This window comes from Hyunsoonleella aquatilis, from assembly GCF_014270105.1.
Taxonomy (GTDB): domain Bacteria; phylum Bacteroidota; class Bacteroidia; order Flavobacteriales; family Flavobacteriaceae; genus Jejuia; species Jejuia aquatilis.
In genome coordinates this window covers 787,240-802,080 of the sequence record NZ_JACNMF010000001.1, presented here as the reverse complement: position 1 = coordinate 802,080, position 14,841 = coordinate 787,240, and the positions used below count along the sequence as shown (strand labels likewise).

Annotated in this window: 15 protein-coding genes and 1 other RNA gene; 9 read left to right on the top strand and 7 right to left on the bottom strand. The window is 37.9% G+C overall.

Going from position 1 to position 14,841, the window contains the following annotated elements:
• Window positions 1-44: 44 nt before the first annotated feature.
• Both H7U19_RS03440 and typA read right to left on the bottom strand, forming a co-directional pair.
• Window positions 45-1,349, bottom strand: a complete 1,305-nt coding sequence (locus H7U19_RS03440; protein ID WP_186558835.1) for an O-antigen translocase — start codon at window positions 1,347-1,349, stop codon at window positions 45-47.
• A gap of 193 nt (window positions 1,350-1,542) precedes the next feature.
• Window positions 1,543-3,342, bottom strand: a complete 1,800-nt coding sequence (typA, locus tag H7U19_RS03435; RefSeq protein ID WP_186558819.1) for a translational GTPase TypA — start codon at window positions 3,340-3,342, stop codon at window positions 1,543-1,545.
• Window positions 3,343-3,874: 532 nt separating this feature from the next.
• Between typA and kdsA the strand changes: the two genes are divergently transcribed.
• Together kdsA and H7U19_RS03425 are read left to right on the top strand one after the other, a co-directional pair.
• Complete coding sequence (gene kdsA, locus H7U19_RS03430) at window positions 3,875-4,693, top strand: 3-deoxy-8-phosphooctulonate synthase (RefSeq protein ID WP_186558809.1); 819 nt, start codon at window positions 3,875-3,877, stop codon at window positions 4,691-4,693.
• Between the two features lie 28 nt (window positions 4,694-4,721).
• Entirely contained in the window at window positions 4,722-5,621 is a 900-nt protein-coding gene (locus H7U19_RS03425) for a sugar phosphate isomerase/epimerase family protein (protein ID WP_186558807.1), read from the top strand.
• A gap of 55 nt (window positions 5,622-5,676) precedes the next feature.
• Here H7U19_RS03425 and H7U19_RS03420 read toward each other — a convergent pair whose 3' ends face one another.
• On the bottom strand, window positions 5,677-6,057 hold the full coding sequence (locus H7U19_RS03420; protein ID WP_186558805.1) for a DUF1801 domain-containing protein: 381 nt from the start codon (window positions 6,055-6,057) through the stop codon (window positions 5,677-5,679).
• 95 nt (window positions 6,058-6,152) lie between these two features.
• Here H7U19_RS03420 and H7U19_RS03415 point away from each other — a divergent pair, with 95 nt between their 5' ends.
• From H7U19_RS03415 to H7U19_RS03390, 6 genes are all read left to right on the top strand, one after another.
• Window positions 6,153-6,761: a hypothetical protein gene (locus tag H7U19_RS03415; protein ID WP_186558804.1), complete on the top strand. Its 609-nt coding sequence runs from the start codon at window positions 6,153-6,155 to the stop codon at window positions 6,759-6,761.
• Window positions 6,762-7,126: 365 nt separating this feature from the next.
• The gene (locus H7U19_RS03410) at window positions 7,127-7,423 is read left to right on the top strand and encodes a winged helix-turn-helix domain-containing protein (RefSeq protein ID WP_186558802.1); all 297 of its coding nucleotides are present in this window, start codon (window positions 7,127-7,129) and stop codon (window positions 7,421-7,423) included.
• A gap of 49 nt (window positions 7,424-7,472) precedes the next feature.
• Window positions 7,473-8,855: a cell envelope integrity protein CreD gene (creD, locus tag H7U19_RS03405; protein ID WP_186558801.1), complete on the top strand. Its 1,383-nt coding sequence runs from the start codon at window positions 7,473-7,475 to the stop codon at window positions 8,853-8,855.
• Window positions 8,856-9,337: 482 nt separating this feature from the next.
• On the top strand, window positions 9,338-9,625 hold the full coding sequence (locus H7U19_RS16790) for a hypothetical protein (protein WP_222597367.1): 288 nt from the start codon (window positions 9,338-9,340) through the stop codon (window positions 9,623-9,625).
• On the top strand, window positions 9,598-9,999 hold the full coding sequence (locus H7U19_RS03395; RefSeq protein WP_186558798.1) for a ribosomal maturation YjgA family protein: 402 nt from the start codon (window positions 9,598-9,600) through the stop codon (window positions 9,997-9,999). The genes H7U19_RS16790 and H7U19_RS03395 overlap by 28 nt, the downstream gene beginning before the upstream one ends.
• Window positions 9,992-10,666 (top strand): DUF1361 domain-containing protein, encoded by a 675-nt coding sequence (locus H7U19_RS03390; protein ID WP_186558795.1) that lies wholly within the window; start codon window positions 9,992-9,994, stop codon window positions 10,664-10,666. Before H7U19_RS03395 ends, H7U19_RS03390 begins: the two co-directional genes overlap by 8 nt.
• On the opposite strand, the gene H7U19_RS03385 is transcribed toward H7U19_RS03390, so the two are convergent.
• From H7U19_RS03385 to H7U19_RS03375, 3 genes are all read right to left on the bottom strand, one after another.
• Window positions 10,663-11,442 (bottom strand): SDR family NAD(P)-dependent oxidoreductase, encoded by a 780-nt coding sequence (locus H7U19_RS03385; protein ID WP_246454584.1) that lies wholly within the window; start codon window positions 11,440-11,442, stop codon window positions 10,663-10,665. The genes H7U19_RS03390 and H7U19_RS03385 overlap by 4 nt on opposite strands.
• Window positions 11,443-11,619: 177 nt before the next feature.
• Window positions 11,620-12,132 (bottom strand): hypothetical protein, encoded by a 513-nt coding sequence (locus H7U19_RS03380; protein ID WP_186558791.1) that lies wholly within the window; start codon window positions 12,130-12,132, stop codon window positions 11,620-11,622.
• 78 nt (window positions 12,133-12,210) lie between these two features.
• Window positions 12,211-13,419, bottom strand: coding sequence for an NAD(P)-dependent oxidoreductase (locus tag H7U19_RS03375; RefSeq protein ID WP_186558788.1), 1,209 nt, complete (start codon window positions 13,417-13,419; stop codon window positions 12,211-12,213).
• Between the two features lie 341 nt (window positions 13,420-13,760).
• Here H7U19_RS03375 and ssrA point away from each other — a divergent pair.
• Window positions 13,761-14,156: a transfer-messenger RNA gene (gene ssrA, locus H7U19_RS03370) on the top strand.
• 109 nt (window positions 14,157-14,265) lie between these two features.
• Here ssrA and H7U19_RS03365 read toward each other — a convergent pair.
• Window positions 14,266-14,757, bottom strand: a complete 492-nt coding sequence (locus H7U19_RS03365; protein WP_186558785.1) for an acyl-CoA thioesterase — start codon at window positions 14,755-14,757, stop codon at window positions 14,266-14,268.
• Between the last annotated feature and the right edge of the window lie 84 nt (window positions 14,758-14,841).

Genomic DNA, 14,841 nt, shown 5'->3' with positions numbered 1-14,841 from the left:
TATTACCTTTTGTATCTTACAAACATAGCAATAATGGCTCAGAACTAGACATTAGCATCGTCCTTTTCAACACCAAAAAGCGAACTGCCAAATATCAACAAGATGATACCATAATACATCAAATAACTCACAAAATGACCTATAACCGCCCCTTCAACACCGTACAACTTAATGAAATATATACTTGTAGTGTATAAAATTACGACCAAAAAGGCTTCGGTAACAATATAATGCCAAAACATTTTTTTCGCTAGAAATTGATAAGCAATTACCATAGAAAGCACCTTTAAAAAATCACCTAGGATTTGCCATAAAAATAGATCCTCAACGGGTTCAAATTCACTTGTAAAAACCGTAGATATAATCAGAGATCTCAATAAATAGATCAGCAAAAGCCCTGCAGCAAAAATAGGAATCACTTTTTTATAAATCGAAAACACTTCCTTTTTAAACTCCTGGACATCATTTATTTCTGAAAACCGCGGAATAACGTAAAGCGCCAACATTGAACTTACCAGCATTAAATAATACTTTGAAATCCGCATCATGGCTTCCCAAAAACCAGCATCTTTATAACCTATGGTTTCAATGATGTAGGAGCGGATGACCAAGATAACCAACGGCAAAATCACAGCAGAAAAAAGTGCCATCAACGAGTAATACCCAAGCTTTTTGAAGTAGCGGAAACTTACATGATTGACATGGATTAACGGTACTAAACTCCTTCTGTTTATGATACCAACAAGTGTTATTAAAAAAATGATAGACTCAGCAATAACCACCGAAATCAAAGCACCATCTAATTTGTCCTGATAAATGAGCAATAGGGTAATAGCTAGGCCTAAAACCTGTCCAATGATATTAATTATTATAAGGATTTTATACTTTGAGAACCCGTTCATGATTGAAAAACTGAACATATTTAAGGCATAAAAAGGCAGTACTATTGCAAAAATCCTGATGACATAGGCATAATCATTATAAGTTGGAAATATGAGATCGTTAATAAACTCCGCACCAAAATAACAGGACAAAGAGACACAAATAGTAGTCATAAAACCCAAATAATATACAGTAGAAAGGGTCTTGCTAAGCTCAATTAAATCTTCTTTGAACTGACCTACGTACTTAACCATGCCCTTATACATCCCCAGCGTGGCAACGGTTTGTGCCGAACTCACAAAGTTTCTCAGATTCCCGATTAAGGCCAACCCTTCTGCCCCAATAAAAACTGCGATGGCCTTTGACGTCAAAATACCAGCTATCATGTGGGCAACCAAAGAAGACGTTTTAAGCGAAGTAATTTTTACCAGAACATTATTGTTGATGTAGTCGATTAGATTTTTCAAAGAAAAATAATTTCAATTATAAACTTAAAAACAACTGTTTTAGTATAATTTTTTAAACAGCCAAAGATACAAAAACAGTGAAGAGTCGGTCATTATTTTGCATAAAACAATAGGACTTTTTCTACACGATAAAATCAAAGAAATCTATAGGTGGTCCCACACTGAATATTTTGGCAGGACGGGCCGAAACCCTCTAAATGCTTTTATTGCGCTTGCGCTCCACTTCCGTTAGGAAAATTTTTCGAAGTCTCAAATGGTTTGGTGTTACCTCCACATATTCATCCTTTTGGATATATTCCAAAGCTTCCTCGAGCGAAAATTTAATGGCCGGCACAATCCTTGCTTTATCGTCAGCCCCAGCCGAACGCACGTTGCTCAATTTTTTTGTTTTGGTAACATTGACCGTCATATCGTCCCCTCGCGAGTTTTCGCCGATTACTTGACCCTCGTAAATATCCTCACCCGGGTCAATAAAAAACTTACCGCGCTCCTGTAATTTATCAATGGAGTACGGAATAGCCGTACCATTTTCCATGGACACCAAGCTTCCGTTTTGGCGCTCCGGGATACCCCCTTTTATGGGTTGGTATTCTTTAAAGCGATGTGCCATAATGGCTTCCCCCGCAGTAGCAGTTAACAATTGATTTCTTAAGCCGATAATACCTCTTGATGGAATAATGAATTCACAAACCATTCTGTCCCCTTTGGCCTCCATGCTCAGCATTTCCCCTTTCCGTAAGGTAACCATTTCTATGGCTTTTCCTGAAACATGTTCTGGCAAATCTATGGTCATTTCTTCAACAGGTTCGCATTTTACACCATCAATTTCTTTTATAATCACCTGTGGTTGACCAATTTGAAGCTCATATCCTTCACGCCTCATGGTTTCAATTAAAACGGATAAATGCAATACACCACGACCAAATACCATAAATTTATCGGCGCTATCTGTACCTTCAACCCTAAGTGCCAAATTCTTTTCCAACTCTTTGGTCAAACGTTCTTTGATGTGGCGTGAGGTTACATATTTTCCATCTTTTCCAAAGAAAGGTGAGTCATTAATAGTGAAGAGCATACTCATCGTAGGTTCATCAATGGCAATGGTTTTCAGACCTTCTGGATTTTCCCAATCTGCAACCGTATCCCCAATTTCAAAACCTTCCAAACCAACAATGGCGCAAATATCCCCTGCTTGCACGCCATCTACTTTCTTCCTGCCCAAACCTTCAAAAACGTGCAATTCCTTAATTCTTGATTTTACAATCGAACCATCCCTTTTTACCAATGAAATGTTTTGGCCCGATTTTAATTCACCTCGTGTTAATCGTCCGATGGCTATTCGTCCCGTAAAGGATGAAAAATCTAAGGAAGTAATTAACATTTGAGTAGTACCTTCTTCAATTTTTGGCGAAGGAATATGCTCAATGACCATATCCAATAACGGTTCAATATTGTCAGTTTGGTTTTGCCAATCCTCGCTCATCCAATTGTGTTTTGCAGAACCATAGACCGTTGGGAAATCCAACTGCCACTCTTCAGCTCCCAATTCAAACATTAAGTCGAACACTTTTTCGTGAACCTCATCGGGTGTACAATTTTCCTTATCCACTTTATTGATGACCACGCAAGGTTTTAATCCCAAATCGATGGCCTTCTGCAACACAAAACGGGTTTGGGGCATCGGTCCCTCAAAGGCATCCACCAACAACAATACCCCATCGGCCATATTTAAAACACGCTCAACCTCTCCCCCAAAATCCGCGTGCCCAGGGGTATCGATAATATTAATCTTTGTGTTTTTGTACTGAACGGAAACATTTTTAGAGGTAATCGTAATGCCACGTTCGCGCTCCAAATCGTTGTTGTCCAAAATTAAATCACCTGTGTTTTCATTTTCACGAAACAGTTGGCAGTGGTACATAATCTTATCTACCAAAGTGGTTTTCCCGTGGTCAACGTGGGCAATTATGGCGATGTTTTTTATGTTGTTCATGGCGTATCCTTAGTTTAAGCCTGCAAAGGTAGGGCATATTTTAACATTTCAATCATATTCGCTTCATATTTAGTTAATGAAATGTTATAATCGCAACCTAAAAAAACTTTTTTCGGGTTTCTAACGTTTAACTAAGATAGAACCAGATTAATTATTTTACCCATTAAGATGAAATTCACCAATGTTTTCCCTCATGTTTCGTTAGTTCTAATTGCGATATTGTCTTTTATAGTTTTGGAAGTTTTCACCAATTTCCTTTCCCTTTCCCAGCAAAGTAAGCAGCATATTGTATTTGTGGGATTATTAATTGCAATTAATTTTGCCGTTATCATTTCGTTTATCCGAAACCAAAGAAATAAACATTTATAATTGTATTTTTCTTCAGTGAAAAACCAAATTTTGAATACAAAAAATTGCAAAATTTAGTTTTACCTCAACTATCAATTTACGAATACAAAAATTGTTTCATTTGGCTCATGTAAATTTCCAAACGAAATAATTCTTGTATTTTTATGGCTTAAACCTTAAGCCGATGCAACTCAACCACCTTCCGAAGTTAAAACACACCTCCTCAAACAATTTCTTTTTACTATGTGGCCCTTGTGCCATTGAAGGCGAAGACATGGCCATGCGAATTGCCGAAAAAGTCATTTCCATTACTGACAAATTAAGCATTCCATATGTTTTTAAAGGTAGTTTTAAAAAGGCCAACCGTAGCAGGATAGATAGTTTTACGGGAATTGGAGATGAAAAGGCTTTAAAAATTCTACAGAAAGTTTCTGAAACTTTTGATGTGCCCACGGTTACCGATATCCATGAAGTTTCCGATGCTGAAAAGGCGGCCGAATATGTGGATGTACTACAAATCCCTGCCTTTTTGGTCCGCCAAACGGATTTGGTGGTGGCCGCCGCAGAAACCGGCAAAGTGGTAAATCTCAAAAAAGGGCAATTTATGAGTCCCGAGTCGATGAAACATGCCGTACAAAAAGTAAAGGATTCGGGCAGCGATAAAGCTTGGATTACGGACAGGGGCACTATGTTTGGTTACCAAGATATGATTGTGGATTTTCGGGGTATTCCGACGATGCGCCAGTATGCACCAACCGTTTTGGACGTTACGCATTCCCTGCAACAGCCCAATCAGTCTGCCGGAGTTACCGGAGGACGACCAGATATGATTGAAACCATTGCTCGAGCTGGAATTGTAAATAATGTTGACGGTCTATTTATCGAAACCCATTTCGATCCTGCAAATGCCAAAAGCGATGGCGCCAATATGTTGCATTTAGACAATTTGGAAGGTTTATTAACTCGTTTAGCGACTATTAGGAAAACCATTGTTGGATTATAGTTATCTTTAGCTGTAAATCGAATTTCTTATGGAAAAATCAAGAAGAAAGTTTTTGCAAAATATGGCCCTAGCGCCTATTGTTTTAGGTACAGGTAAGCTCCTGGGGTTTCAAACGGAGTACCAACCCCAAATAAAAAACAGGGTGCAATACAGTATTAATGCCTATTCCTTTAACGCTAAACTTCGAAGTGGTGAAATGACATTTTTTGATATGATGGAATTCGCCGCCGATATCGGGCTGGACGCTGTAGATTTAACCGGTTATTATTTTTCGTCTTATCCAAAAAGTCCTTCTAACCAGGAACTTTTCGCTTTAAAGAGAAAGGCATTGGAATTAGGATTAGACATTGCATGGACAGGAGTGCGCAATAACTTTGTAACCCCGGACAAAGTAAGTCGAAATTCAGATAAAATACTTATAAAGGAATGGCTGGAAGTGTCTTCAAAACTTGGTGCTCCTATAATGAGGATTTTTACGGGCAGAAACAAAAGTTCAGATTTTACGAAAGACCAAATTAAAGAATGGCTGGTTGAGGAATTTAAAGCCTGCGCCGAATTTGGTGCTGAATATGGCGTGATCGCAGGTCTGCAAAATCATGATGAGTTTTTATTTTCTAGTGAAGAAGTTATCGATATTTTAGAACGGGTCAATTCCGATTGGTTTGGTTTGGTTCTGGATTGTGGGAGTCTTCCATCGGACGACCCGTATGCGGAAATTAAAAAACTAGCCCCTTATGCTAATTATTATTTTGTAAAAGAACATGTTAAAGCTAAGGACAGTACTAAAATGCCAGCGGACATTAAAAAGATTGCTACCATAATTAAGGAGCAAAACTTCAGAGGTTACGTATCTTTTGAAAGCCTAAAAGAAGGTGACACCAAAAGCATTATAAAAGATATGTTGCACACTTTTCAGTCTGTGTTTTGATCTTGAAGTAAATAGCAAAATCAGGGTGTTTGGGAATAAAACACATCGCACACTTTTATTTCCGCTTGGGCTTCAAAATCAACTTAAACGGATTGGTATTTATTTCCAATTGTTTTTCAAGCACATACACAATAACCTCATCATCGATATCATCAACGGCTTTGTAACGCAAAGATCGAATAGATTTTCGTGTTCCAGCAACGAAATGCTCCGTATACTCATCCATATCCTTAAAATGCCAAAAGGCCAAATCCACATAGTCTTTCGACTGATTCAAAAAGCAAATGGGAATGCCTTCATTATAAAAAAATGGAATACGCCACTTGTACAGCATCTCTGGCTCTGGCAATACAGCTTCGATGATGGCCTGTAATTGTAGCAATATAGTTTTATAAGGTTCTTGCTGTTTTAAAATATAAGCTTCGGCGGGGTTCATTGGAAAAAAGTTTTATGCTCATTTCAAACTTAACAAAAAATTATGAGGATAGTTTCAAAATAATTTATTTACTTTGTGTTTCAAAGTACTTTCAAATGGAATCAAAAGATTATTTAAAAGACATCAGCGAAATAAAAGATATGATGAATCGGTCCTCTAGATTTATTTCGCTCAGTGGGCTATCAGGTGTGCTAGCCGGAATCTATGCCTTGATCGGGGCAGGTATTGCCTATTGGTTGGTAACAAACTACAGTGGTGGGGTATTAATTTTGGACGGTTGGGTTTATGAAACCTGCCTTTTAACTTTAGTGCTGGTTGCCGTTTTGAGTATCGGAACCGGAATTCTTTTGACAACTCGAAAAGCAAAAAGACACGGCGCCAAAATTTGGGACGCCACATCCCGTCGATTGGTACTTAACTTTTTGGTACCATTAGTAGTAGGAGGGATTTATATATTGATTATTTTAAGCCAGGGGAAGTACGGCCAGTCGGGAGGATTGATGTTGATTTTTTATGGATTAGCACTGGTGAATGCATCAAAATATAGCATTGGGGATATTCAATATTTGGGCTATGTCCAAATTATTTTAGGATTAATAGGCGCTTGGATGCCTGGGTGTGGATTTTGGCTATGGGTGATTGGTTTTGGGTTGATGCATATTATTTATGGCGCATGGATGCACTTTAAATACGACAGAAAATAGTTTACAGTCGTAGTTACAGTCCCGATAGCTATCGGGATCAGTAACTTTGAACTTGAAACCTTAAAGAACAAGTATAAGAAATGAAAATTGCCCACAGGATTTTATTGCTTATCCTATTATTGATAGTTGATATAGCTGTTTGGATAGCAATCGGGCTGGTTCTTTTAAATTATGAGGATTTTTATGATGAATCAAAAGGGGAATATTTTAGTTTGTCTAGTATGACAACAATTGAAAAAATTGCATTTTTTTCATATTACCTCTGGATATTTTTGAATATTAGCTTAGTCTTATACTTTACGTTTAGACTAATTAAGAAGTACGTTTTGACCAAATAAGATTCCTGTCTGGACAGGAATAGGAATATGAGTATAATTAATAATATAAACAAGCTATTTGACCACCGGATTAGATTGGGCATCATGTCCATTTTGATGGTAAACGAATATGCTGATTTTAATATGTTGAAAGAACTTTTAGGCGCTACGGACGGTAATTTGGCCAGCCATAGCAAAGCCCTAGAAAAAGCTGAATACATCAAAGTAGAAAAACAATTTATAGGAAGAAAACCCAACACCCGTTACTCCACAACGAAACTGGGAAGAGCAGAATTCAAAAAACATATAGATGCCCTTGAAGCAATTATAAATAAACAGAAATAATTTTTTTATCCTTTTACTTTGAAATACAAAGTACTTTAAAATCAAAAACATGGAAACACAACAATCACATCCCCAAAACACCCCGCAGCCCAACAAATTTGGCCATTGGCTAAAAACATCGATCACTGCCCGCATGCTTATGGTTGGTTTTTTGGTCATTATTTTGCTCATACCGCTATCCTACATTAATAGCCTTATCAACGAGCGTGCCTTTAGGCAACAGGACGTGGTTAGGGAAATCAATCAGAAATGGGGAAACAATGTTTTGGTATATGGCCCTATTCTTAAGTTGCCCTATAAAACCTATACCGAAACCAAAACCTTCAACGAAAAGACAAAAACCTACTTCAAGGAAACCCAAACACATTTGAATTATGCGTATATATTTCCCGAGCATCTCAACTCCAAAGTAGATGTCAACTCGAAAACCTTAAAACGGGGCAATTTTGAATCGGCCGTTTTTACCACCCAAATGGATTTTGACGGCCATTATATTCCCGTCGATTTATCGGCGAAAGGCATAAAAACTGAGGATATTGTTTGGGATAAAGCCTCCATCATTATCAAAACCTCAAATTTGAAAGGCATAAAAAGCGAGGTTCAAATCACCCTAAAAGACAAGGCCTATAATTTTGAAACCAATTTTAATCAAAACGACAATAGCAATTTGGATATTTTGGAGTCCAGTTTTGTGGACGGGGAAGCTTTATTTAAATCCCAAAACACCGATTTTAGGTTTTCAATGACCTTTAATGGTAGCACAAAAATAGAGCTCATTCCCATTGGAAAAATAACCACGAAGCAGATGACATCCAATTGGGCAGACCCAAGTTTTATGGGCAACTACCTTCCCAATGACGAAACCAAGGAAATCACAAAAGACGGATTTAAAGCCGATTGGAAAGTACTGCACATCAACCGTGCTTTTTCCCAACAACACTTAAAAAGCATTCCAAACCTTAGTCAATTTGCGTTCGGCACAAAATTTATGGTGATGGTGGACGAGTACCAAAAAAGCGAACGTTCGGCCAAATACGGTTTTCTCGTTATTGCGCTTACATTTTTAGTGTTTTTCCTCATCCAAACGCTCAGTAAAATCAACATTCACCCGTTTCAATATTTAATGATTGGTCTGGCGCTCACCATGTTTTACACCCTTTTGGTATCCATTTCAGAGCACAGCAATTTCCTAAAAGCCTATTTAATTGCAGGTATTTCGGTCATCATACTCATCACTTTATACTCCAAATCTATATTAAAAACATTGAAGTTTCCATTGTTTATAGGGGCATCTCTAAGTGCGCTTTACGCCTTTATCTACGTTATCATACAACTTGAAAACTACGCGCTATTGGTGGGCAGTATCGGTCTGTTCCTCATCTTGGCCATCGTGATGTTAGTTTCCCGAAAAATAGATTGGAACAATGGATAATTTTATTGGTTAGTGTTTGTTTGGAAGTGCGCCTGTCACGCCTCAGGCGTGGTTTCCCCCGCCCAAAAGCGGGGGCCGTACTTTCACTAAAAGTTTATCCTGAGCGGAGTCGAAGGACTCTTTGCGAGGAGCTCAAACACTAAGCCTGTGCTGAGTGCAGTCGAAGCATTCAATCCCTAACGCAGAAGGAAATGAAGAAATTAAATACATTTGAAATCTTTTCTCTTATCTCAATAATAGGAATGATTTGCTGGAATATCTCAGACTACTATGGCGGAATGATTATTCATTTTCTGCAGTATTGGTATATAGTTCTTCCAATTTTGATTTTATATATCATTTCACTTATTCGAACCTTAATTTTAGTTGTCTGCCGCGGACTAAAAACAACAAAGTTTTTAATTATATCGCACTCAATATTTCTGATATTTTTAATCGTTATAAGTTTAATTGAATCTGATACCTTCAAGTCAGAGCGGGTTATGACAGCCATCTTAAAAGACGACTTATTTCATTACACTCTTATTCTTAGAGAAGATGGCACATGTGAAAATAATGTAAACGGTTTTCTAGGTTTCAAAGAACAGTTTTCTGGCACTTACAAAATAGATGGAGACACCATCATCTTCACTCAAAAACCATATGACAACAATTTTATACCCGACACCCTGCTCCTTGATAAAAAGCAGAATGCCATCTTTATAAACAGGGATAAAGAGGGAAAATTTAATACCGAAAAAGAATGGTTAAATCATTTCAAAATAAGGTGAAGGTTCAATTCAACAAAACATACCTACTCATAACAACCCTACTCTTCATAATTGAAGCCCTAATTGCCATATACCTCAAAACCGGATTTATCCGATATACGATCGGCGATTTCCTAGTAGTTATTTTAATCTATTGTTGTTTTAAAAGTTTCCTAAAAGTGGATTCCATTAAACTGGCAATAGCCGTATTCCTTTTTGCCCTTTGTATTGAGTTGCTCCAACTACTTAATATACTTAGCCTACTAGGTATGGAACACAATCAAACCGCCATTCTGCTTTTGGGAAGCACCTTTCATGTCTCGGACGTGGCGGCCTATTTTCTTGGTGTCATCACTTTTTTAATCATTGATATAAATCTTATTTCGAATGAATAACATCAAACACCTTATAACAACCCGCTTTAAAATATTCGCCATACTTACAGCCTGTATGACCTTCAGCATCATTTTGTTGATGATACGCATGAAACTGACACATTCCTTCTTTTACTTGTTTTTGGTTTGGAATTTGTTTTTGGCAGTCATACCCTTTGCCATTACCTCATATTTATCGAGCATCCCCAAACTCAACAAATTGTGGTTCGTGTTTTGGTTTGGGGTTTGGCTGCTTTTTTTGCCAAATGCGCCTTACATTGTTACGGACTTAATACATTTACGATTGAGCCAAACAGGGTTGCTCTGGTTAGATATTCTTACGGTGATGTCTTTTGCTTTTAGCGGTTTGCTTCTTTTTTATCTGTCTTTTTCGGATATGCTTGCCATTTTAAGAACCCATTTGAGAAAACATGTAGTCACCTTTCTTGCCCCAACGCTGTTGTTCCTATCCGCCTTTGGGATTTACCTTGGGCGGTTTTTGCGATACAATTCGTGGGAAATTATACAACATCCAACTTCACTTTTTAACGATATCTTTCAAATTATCCTCAACCCATCCCAACACGTTGAACCTTGGTTTTTCACTTTGATTTTCGGTACTTTTTTGAATTTGGGGTTTTGGGTGTTCCAATCACTTAATGAATCCCAAAATCAAGTCCTATCTTAATCGGCTCTGTTCTTTTTCTGTATAGTACTTACAATATGGGTTGCGGTTTTTCGAGGTACAAAACGTGGCAGGGTAGCTAAAAATTTATTAAAACTACCAGGAATGGCATAGGTTTTTCCTTTAAGCATAGCTTTATACCCATAATGCGCCACTTTCCTGGCACAAGCCATGTTGAACTTTATCTTATTCTCTGAGGTGTTTTCGGAAACCGTTTTTTGGAACGATGTTTTCGTAGGCCCCGGACAAAGTGCCGTTACTGTAACTCCCGTTCCTTTGAGTTCATTGGCAATAGCTTCCGAAAAAGATAGCATATACCCTTTAGAGGCATAATAAATGGACATCAATGGCCCAGGCTGAAAGGCGGCCAAAGAAGACATATTCAGGATTTTTCCAGAACCTCTTTCCAACATTCCGCCTAAAACCAGTTTTGTTAGGTGTGTTGTGGTTAAAATATGTAGATGCAACATAGCAGATTCCCGTTCCCAATCCGTCTCTGCAAAAGAGCCGAACAACCCAAAACCCGCATTATTTATAAGCACATCTATCGGCGCATTATTAATATCGTCCATTATGCTTTGGGCAATATTTGGAAGACTAAGGTCCTTCGCTAAGGTGGATATTTCAATGTCGTACAACTTAGCAATAGAGTTTTTGGCACTCTGCAAGCTATTGGCGTCTATATCCACCAATATCAATTTATAACCGTCTTTCGCCAAAAGGAGCGTCAACTCATACCCCAGCCCAGACGCCGCTCCCGTTACTAATGCTGTTTTCATCAATGGTTTGGTTTAGCAATGGCTACAAAAGTATTATTTTTCCTATACATAACAATACTATAGCCTATCTTTCCTGAAATTTTATTTTTGGCATATCCATAATATTCTTTAAAAGAATATGAAAAATAAAAAGACACCTGAGAAAGTGTCTTTATTGTTAACAAGTCCAAGAGTCAACTATTCATTTAGGTAAGACATTAACCCAGAATAATCGCCGTAACCTTGCTCCAAGACTATTTTTCCTTCTTCATTAAAATCAAAAGAATGGTATAGTTTAATCTTTCCTGATTTAGCTTCGGTTGAATCTGTAGCAGGAAGCGTTACTTCCCAAGTGCTATAATAACGCACTGAACCGTCCGGCAATTTGGTATCGGGGTTAACACCCGGTAGAAGCACTGGAGGCTTGTCTAATAATTTAAAATCGTACCTGTCCAAGAACGCCTTATCCCTTGCCTTAGATTCATCACTATGAATTAACATAGAATCGACTCCAACTCCAAAGACTGTGCTTAGCGCTATAGCGTCTTCTGCATAAATTGAATAATCCAATGTTTCATTTTCCCAATCACTGTGGGCCTTTAAGACAATTTTTGAATTTTTGACAAACAACTCTTGAGCAGAATTATCCGGTTCTTCCTTACATCCTAAAGCAATAAGAGCAAGGCAGAATAATAGAAAAAGATTTTTCATAATTACTGTAATTTTGGTTAGCTAATACTCTTGTAATATAGTATAATAATTTGAAATTGAAGAAATTATAACCTCAAATCATTCAATTCCTTTCACAAAATCGTGCAGATATGAAAAATGCTCCGTTAATTTTCCGTTTTCGGTTATTTTTGCCCGCTCCAGAACCCCATTTTTATCACTATTGAAAAATGCAGGAATCACATGTTCCAAAAACATTTCGCCAAAGCCCTCGCTGGCATCTTGTGGCAGTTCGCATGGCAAATTGTCCACGGCCATTACGGTGATAGCATTTTCATTTTTGTAATCCACTTCTGTTTCGGTTTGGGGGTCGTAACCGTAAAGGGGGTCGGCAATTGTTGAAGCACGCAGTGTGGTGGCAACCGGACCGTCTACATCACAGCTGATATCTGCCACTACTTTGATATTGAAATCGGGGGATTTTACATCTTCTCTTGTATAAAGAAATGGTGCACCGTCGCCATAAAAATGACCGGCAATGTAAAAATCCGTGACTTTGGCAAAACGCATAAAATTGGATTCATACTTTTCGGGATGGTTAAAAAAATCGAAAACATCGGTAGCATGGGTACCGTCCAAACGTTTGTTATAGTCCAGCACATCTATTTTACAATACACTGGCTCATCGAAAGTTTTATTTAAGTAGTCCTTAACAGAAACCGCTTTAATATTCATGGCGTCCAACATTTCTTGAGCTCCATTGGATACTTTACCGCTACCTGTCAATAAAATTTTGATGTTGGGCAAATCTATTTTGTTCAGTTCTTCAATTAAAGCAGCCTGATTAGGCAACGGTCCGGCCTTTGGCAATTCCCAAGAATCATATCTCAAGCCCCAAGCCCTAAAACCGTTGTAGGCTCCAACAATTCCTGCATAACGCCCAAAACCTATAAGACGAAAGCCTTTTTCGTTTACGATGGTTTCGTGGTCGTACAGTTCTATATTTTTCTCTAAAATAGACTGTAATAACTTCCTATTATAGGGTTGTTTTTTAATGGTATGCGAAAAGAAGAAGTATTTTTTTTTGGGAATTAGTGCTTCAATCGGCACTTCTTTTACACCTATCATGACATCGCAATCTGAAACGTCTTCAGTAACTTCAAAACCTTTTGATGCATATACCTCATCGGGAAACACCCTAATATCTGAAGACTCTACTTTAAACTCAGCTTGCGGAAACTTTGATTTGGCTTCTTCTAATTTTGATGGTGAAAATACCACGCGCCGGTCAGGTGGATTTTTACGTTCTTTTATAATGGCGAATTTCATGTGGATTCTTTTCTTTGTTTAATCGTTGATTCGTTTAACTGTCGACTGGCACTGCTTACTGCTACTGCTGACTGCCAACTGAACAATTGGAATAATTTTTGCTCTAAATTAAACGGATTTGGCATGATTAGCAAAGAATTTGGTAAATTTGCCGTCCGCGTTAGGGATAGAGGCATTTGTTGGAGCTCCTCGCAGAGAGCGACTGCCGAAAGCCCGACCCCTCGTAGCTTTAGCGAAGTGGGGTATCGCCCAAATGAAAATTACTGTTTGAAAGATGAGATCCCGAAGCAAGTTCGGGATTAATTCGATAACGCAAATTGGAAAATTTACTATCTCATTAAGGGGTCGACTGGTTTTGACAGCGAGATTAATTAAACGGTAAGCACGTCGTGTAATGGTTTTGAGACACGTAAAAGGCTAGACCAAACTTTAAACGGCGAGAATAACTACGCTTTAGCTGCATAATCTGAATTATAGTAAGATTCATGCTCATTTCTACTAGGTAGAAAGGCTAAATGTCTCCGGAAAGCCTTGGTTAGTGGCGTTCCTTTTTGAGGCATCGTAAAAATTGACCAAGATCGGGTAGCGCTTTGATGCCCTTTCGAGATTTAGAAGCTAAGTTATGAGTAGGTTGTCTTTGACCAGCTCATGATCGAAAAACCAAGTGAAGACTAAGCGTGTAGAAAGCTCTTTGGTTACTTGTTTGGACGAGGGTTCGAATCCCTCCGACTCCACAAAAAAGCCTTGTAATACTATAGTTTACAAGGCTTTTCCTTTTTAGTTGATAAAATAAGTGGATTACCTAAATATCTTTTTTAATACCTGCACATTAACAAATGTCAGAGTTCAATTCATCACCGCTCCTGTTTTTTTAACGTCTTTTATCCGTTGATTGAAGCTAGAATGCTTTTCAAAAGGCAACCCTGTTATGCCAAAAACCTCATTGATATAAGAACTGTGTGCAATGCTTTGCTGGGTTCTGAGGTTAAAATGAGCGAATCTAGTCCATAAAAGGGATTTTAATTTGGTCTTCTCATTATTCCACATTTGCATTTCAACCAAAATATCTTTTGGGTTCCATTCTAAAAATTTGGATTGTATCACCACTTCTTCCATTAAAAATGCCGGAGACAGATATGCTATTTGGCTATTCGTTACCAGCCAACTTTCCCCAGTTTTTAATGCATGTTTATAAATATCAAAGTTGTAATGCTTCCGCAAATGGTCTTCTCTCGCATTCATAAAATAATCAAAATACTTGCCGTTGTTTAAGTGATTAAAAGGGTCGCAATCTTGAAACCTGATTAGCTTTTTGCTTTCTATTACTACTGCTTCCATAATATGTTATTTATACCACAAAGCTATGCTTCAAACCAAAGAAAGACACAAGTGCTAACCCCTATTTTGCTCGTTATCACCACC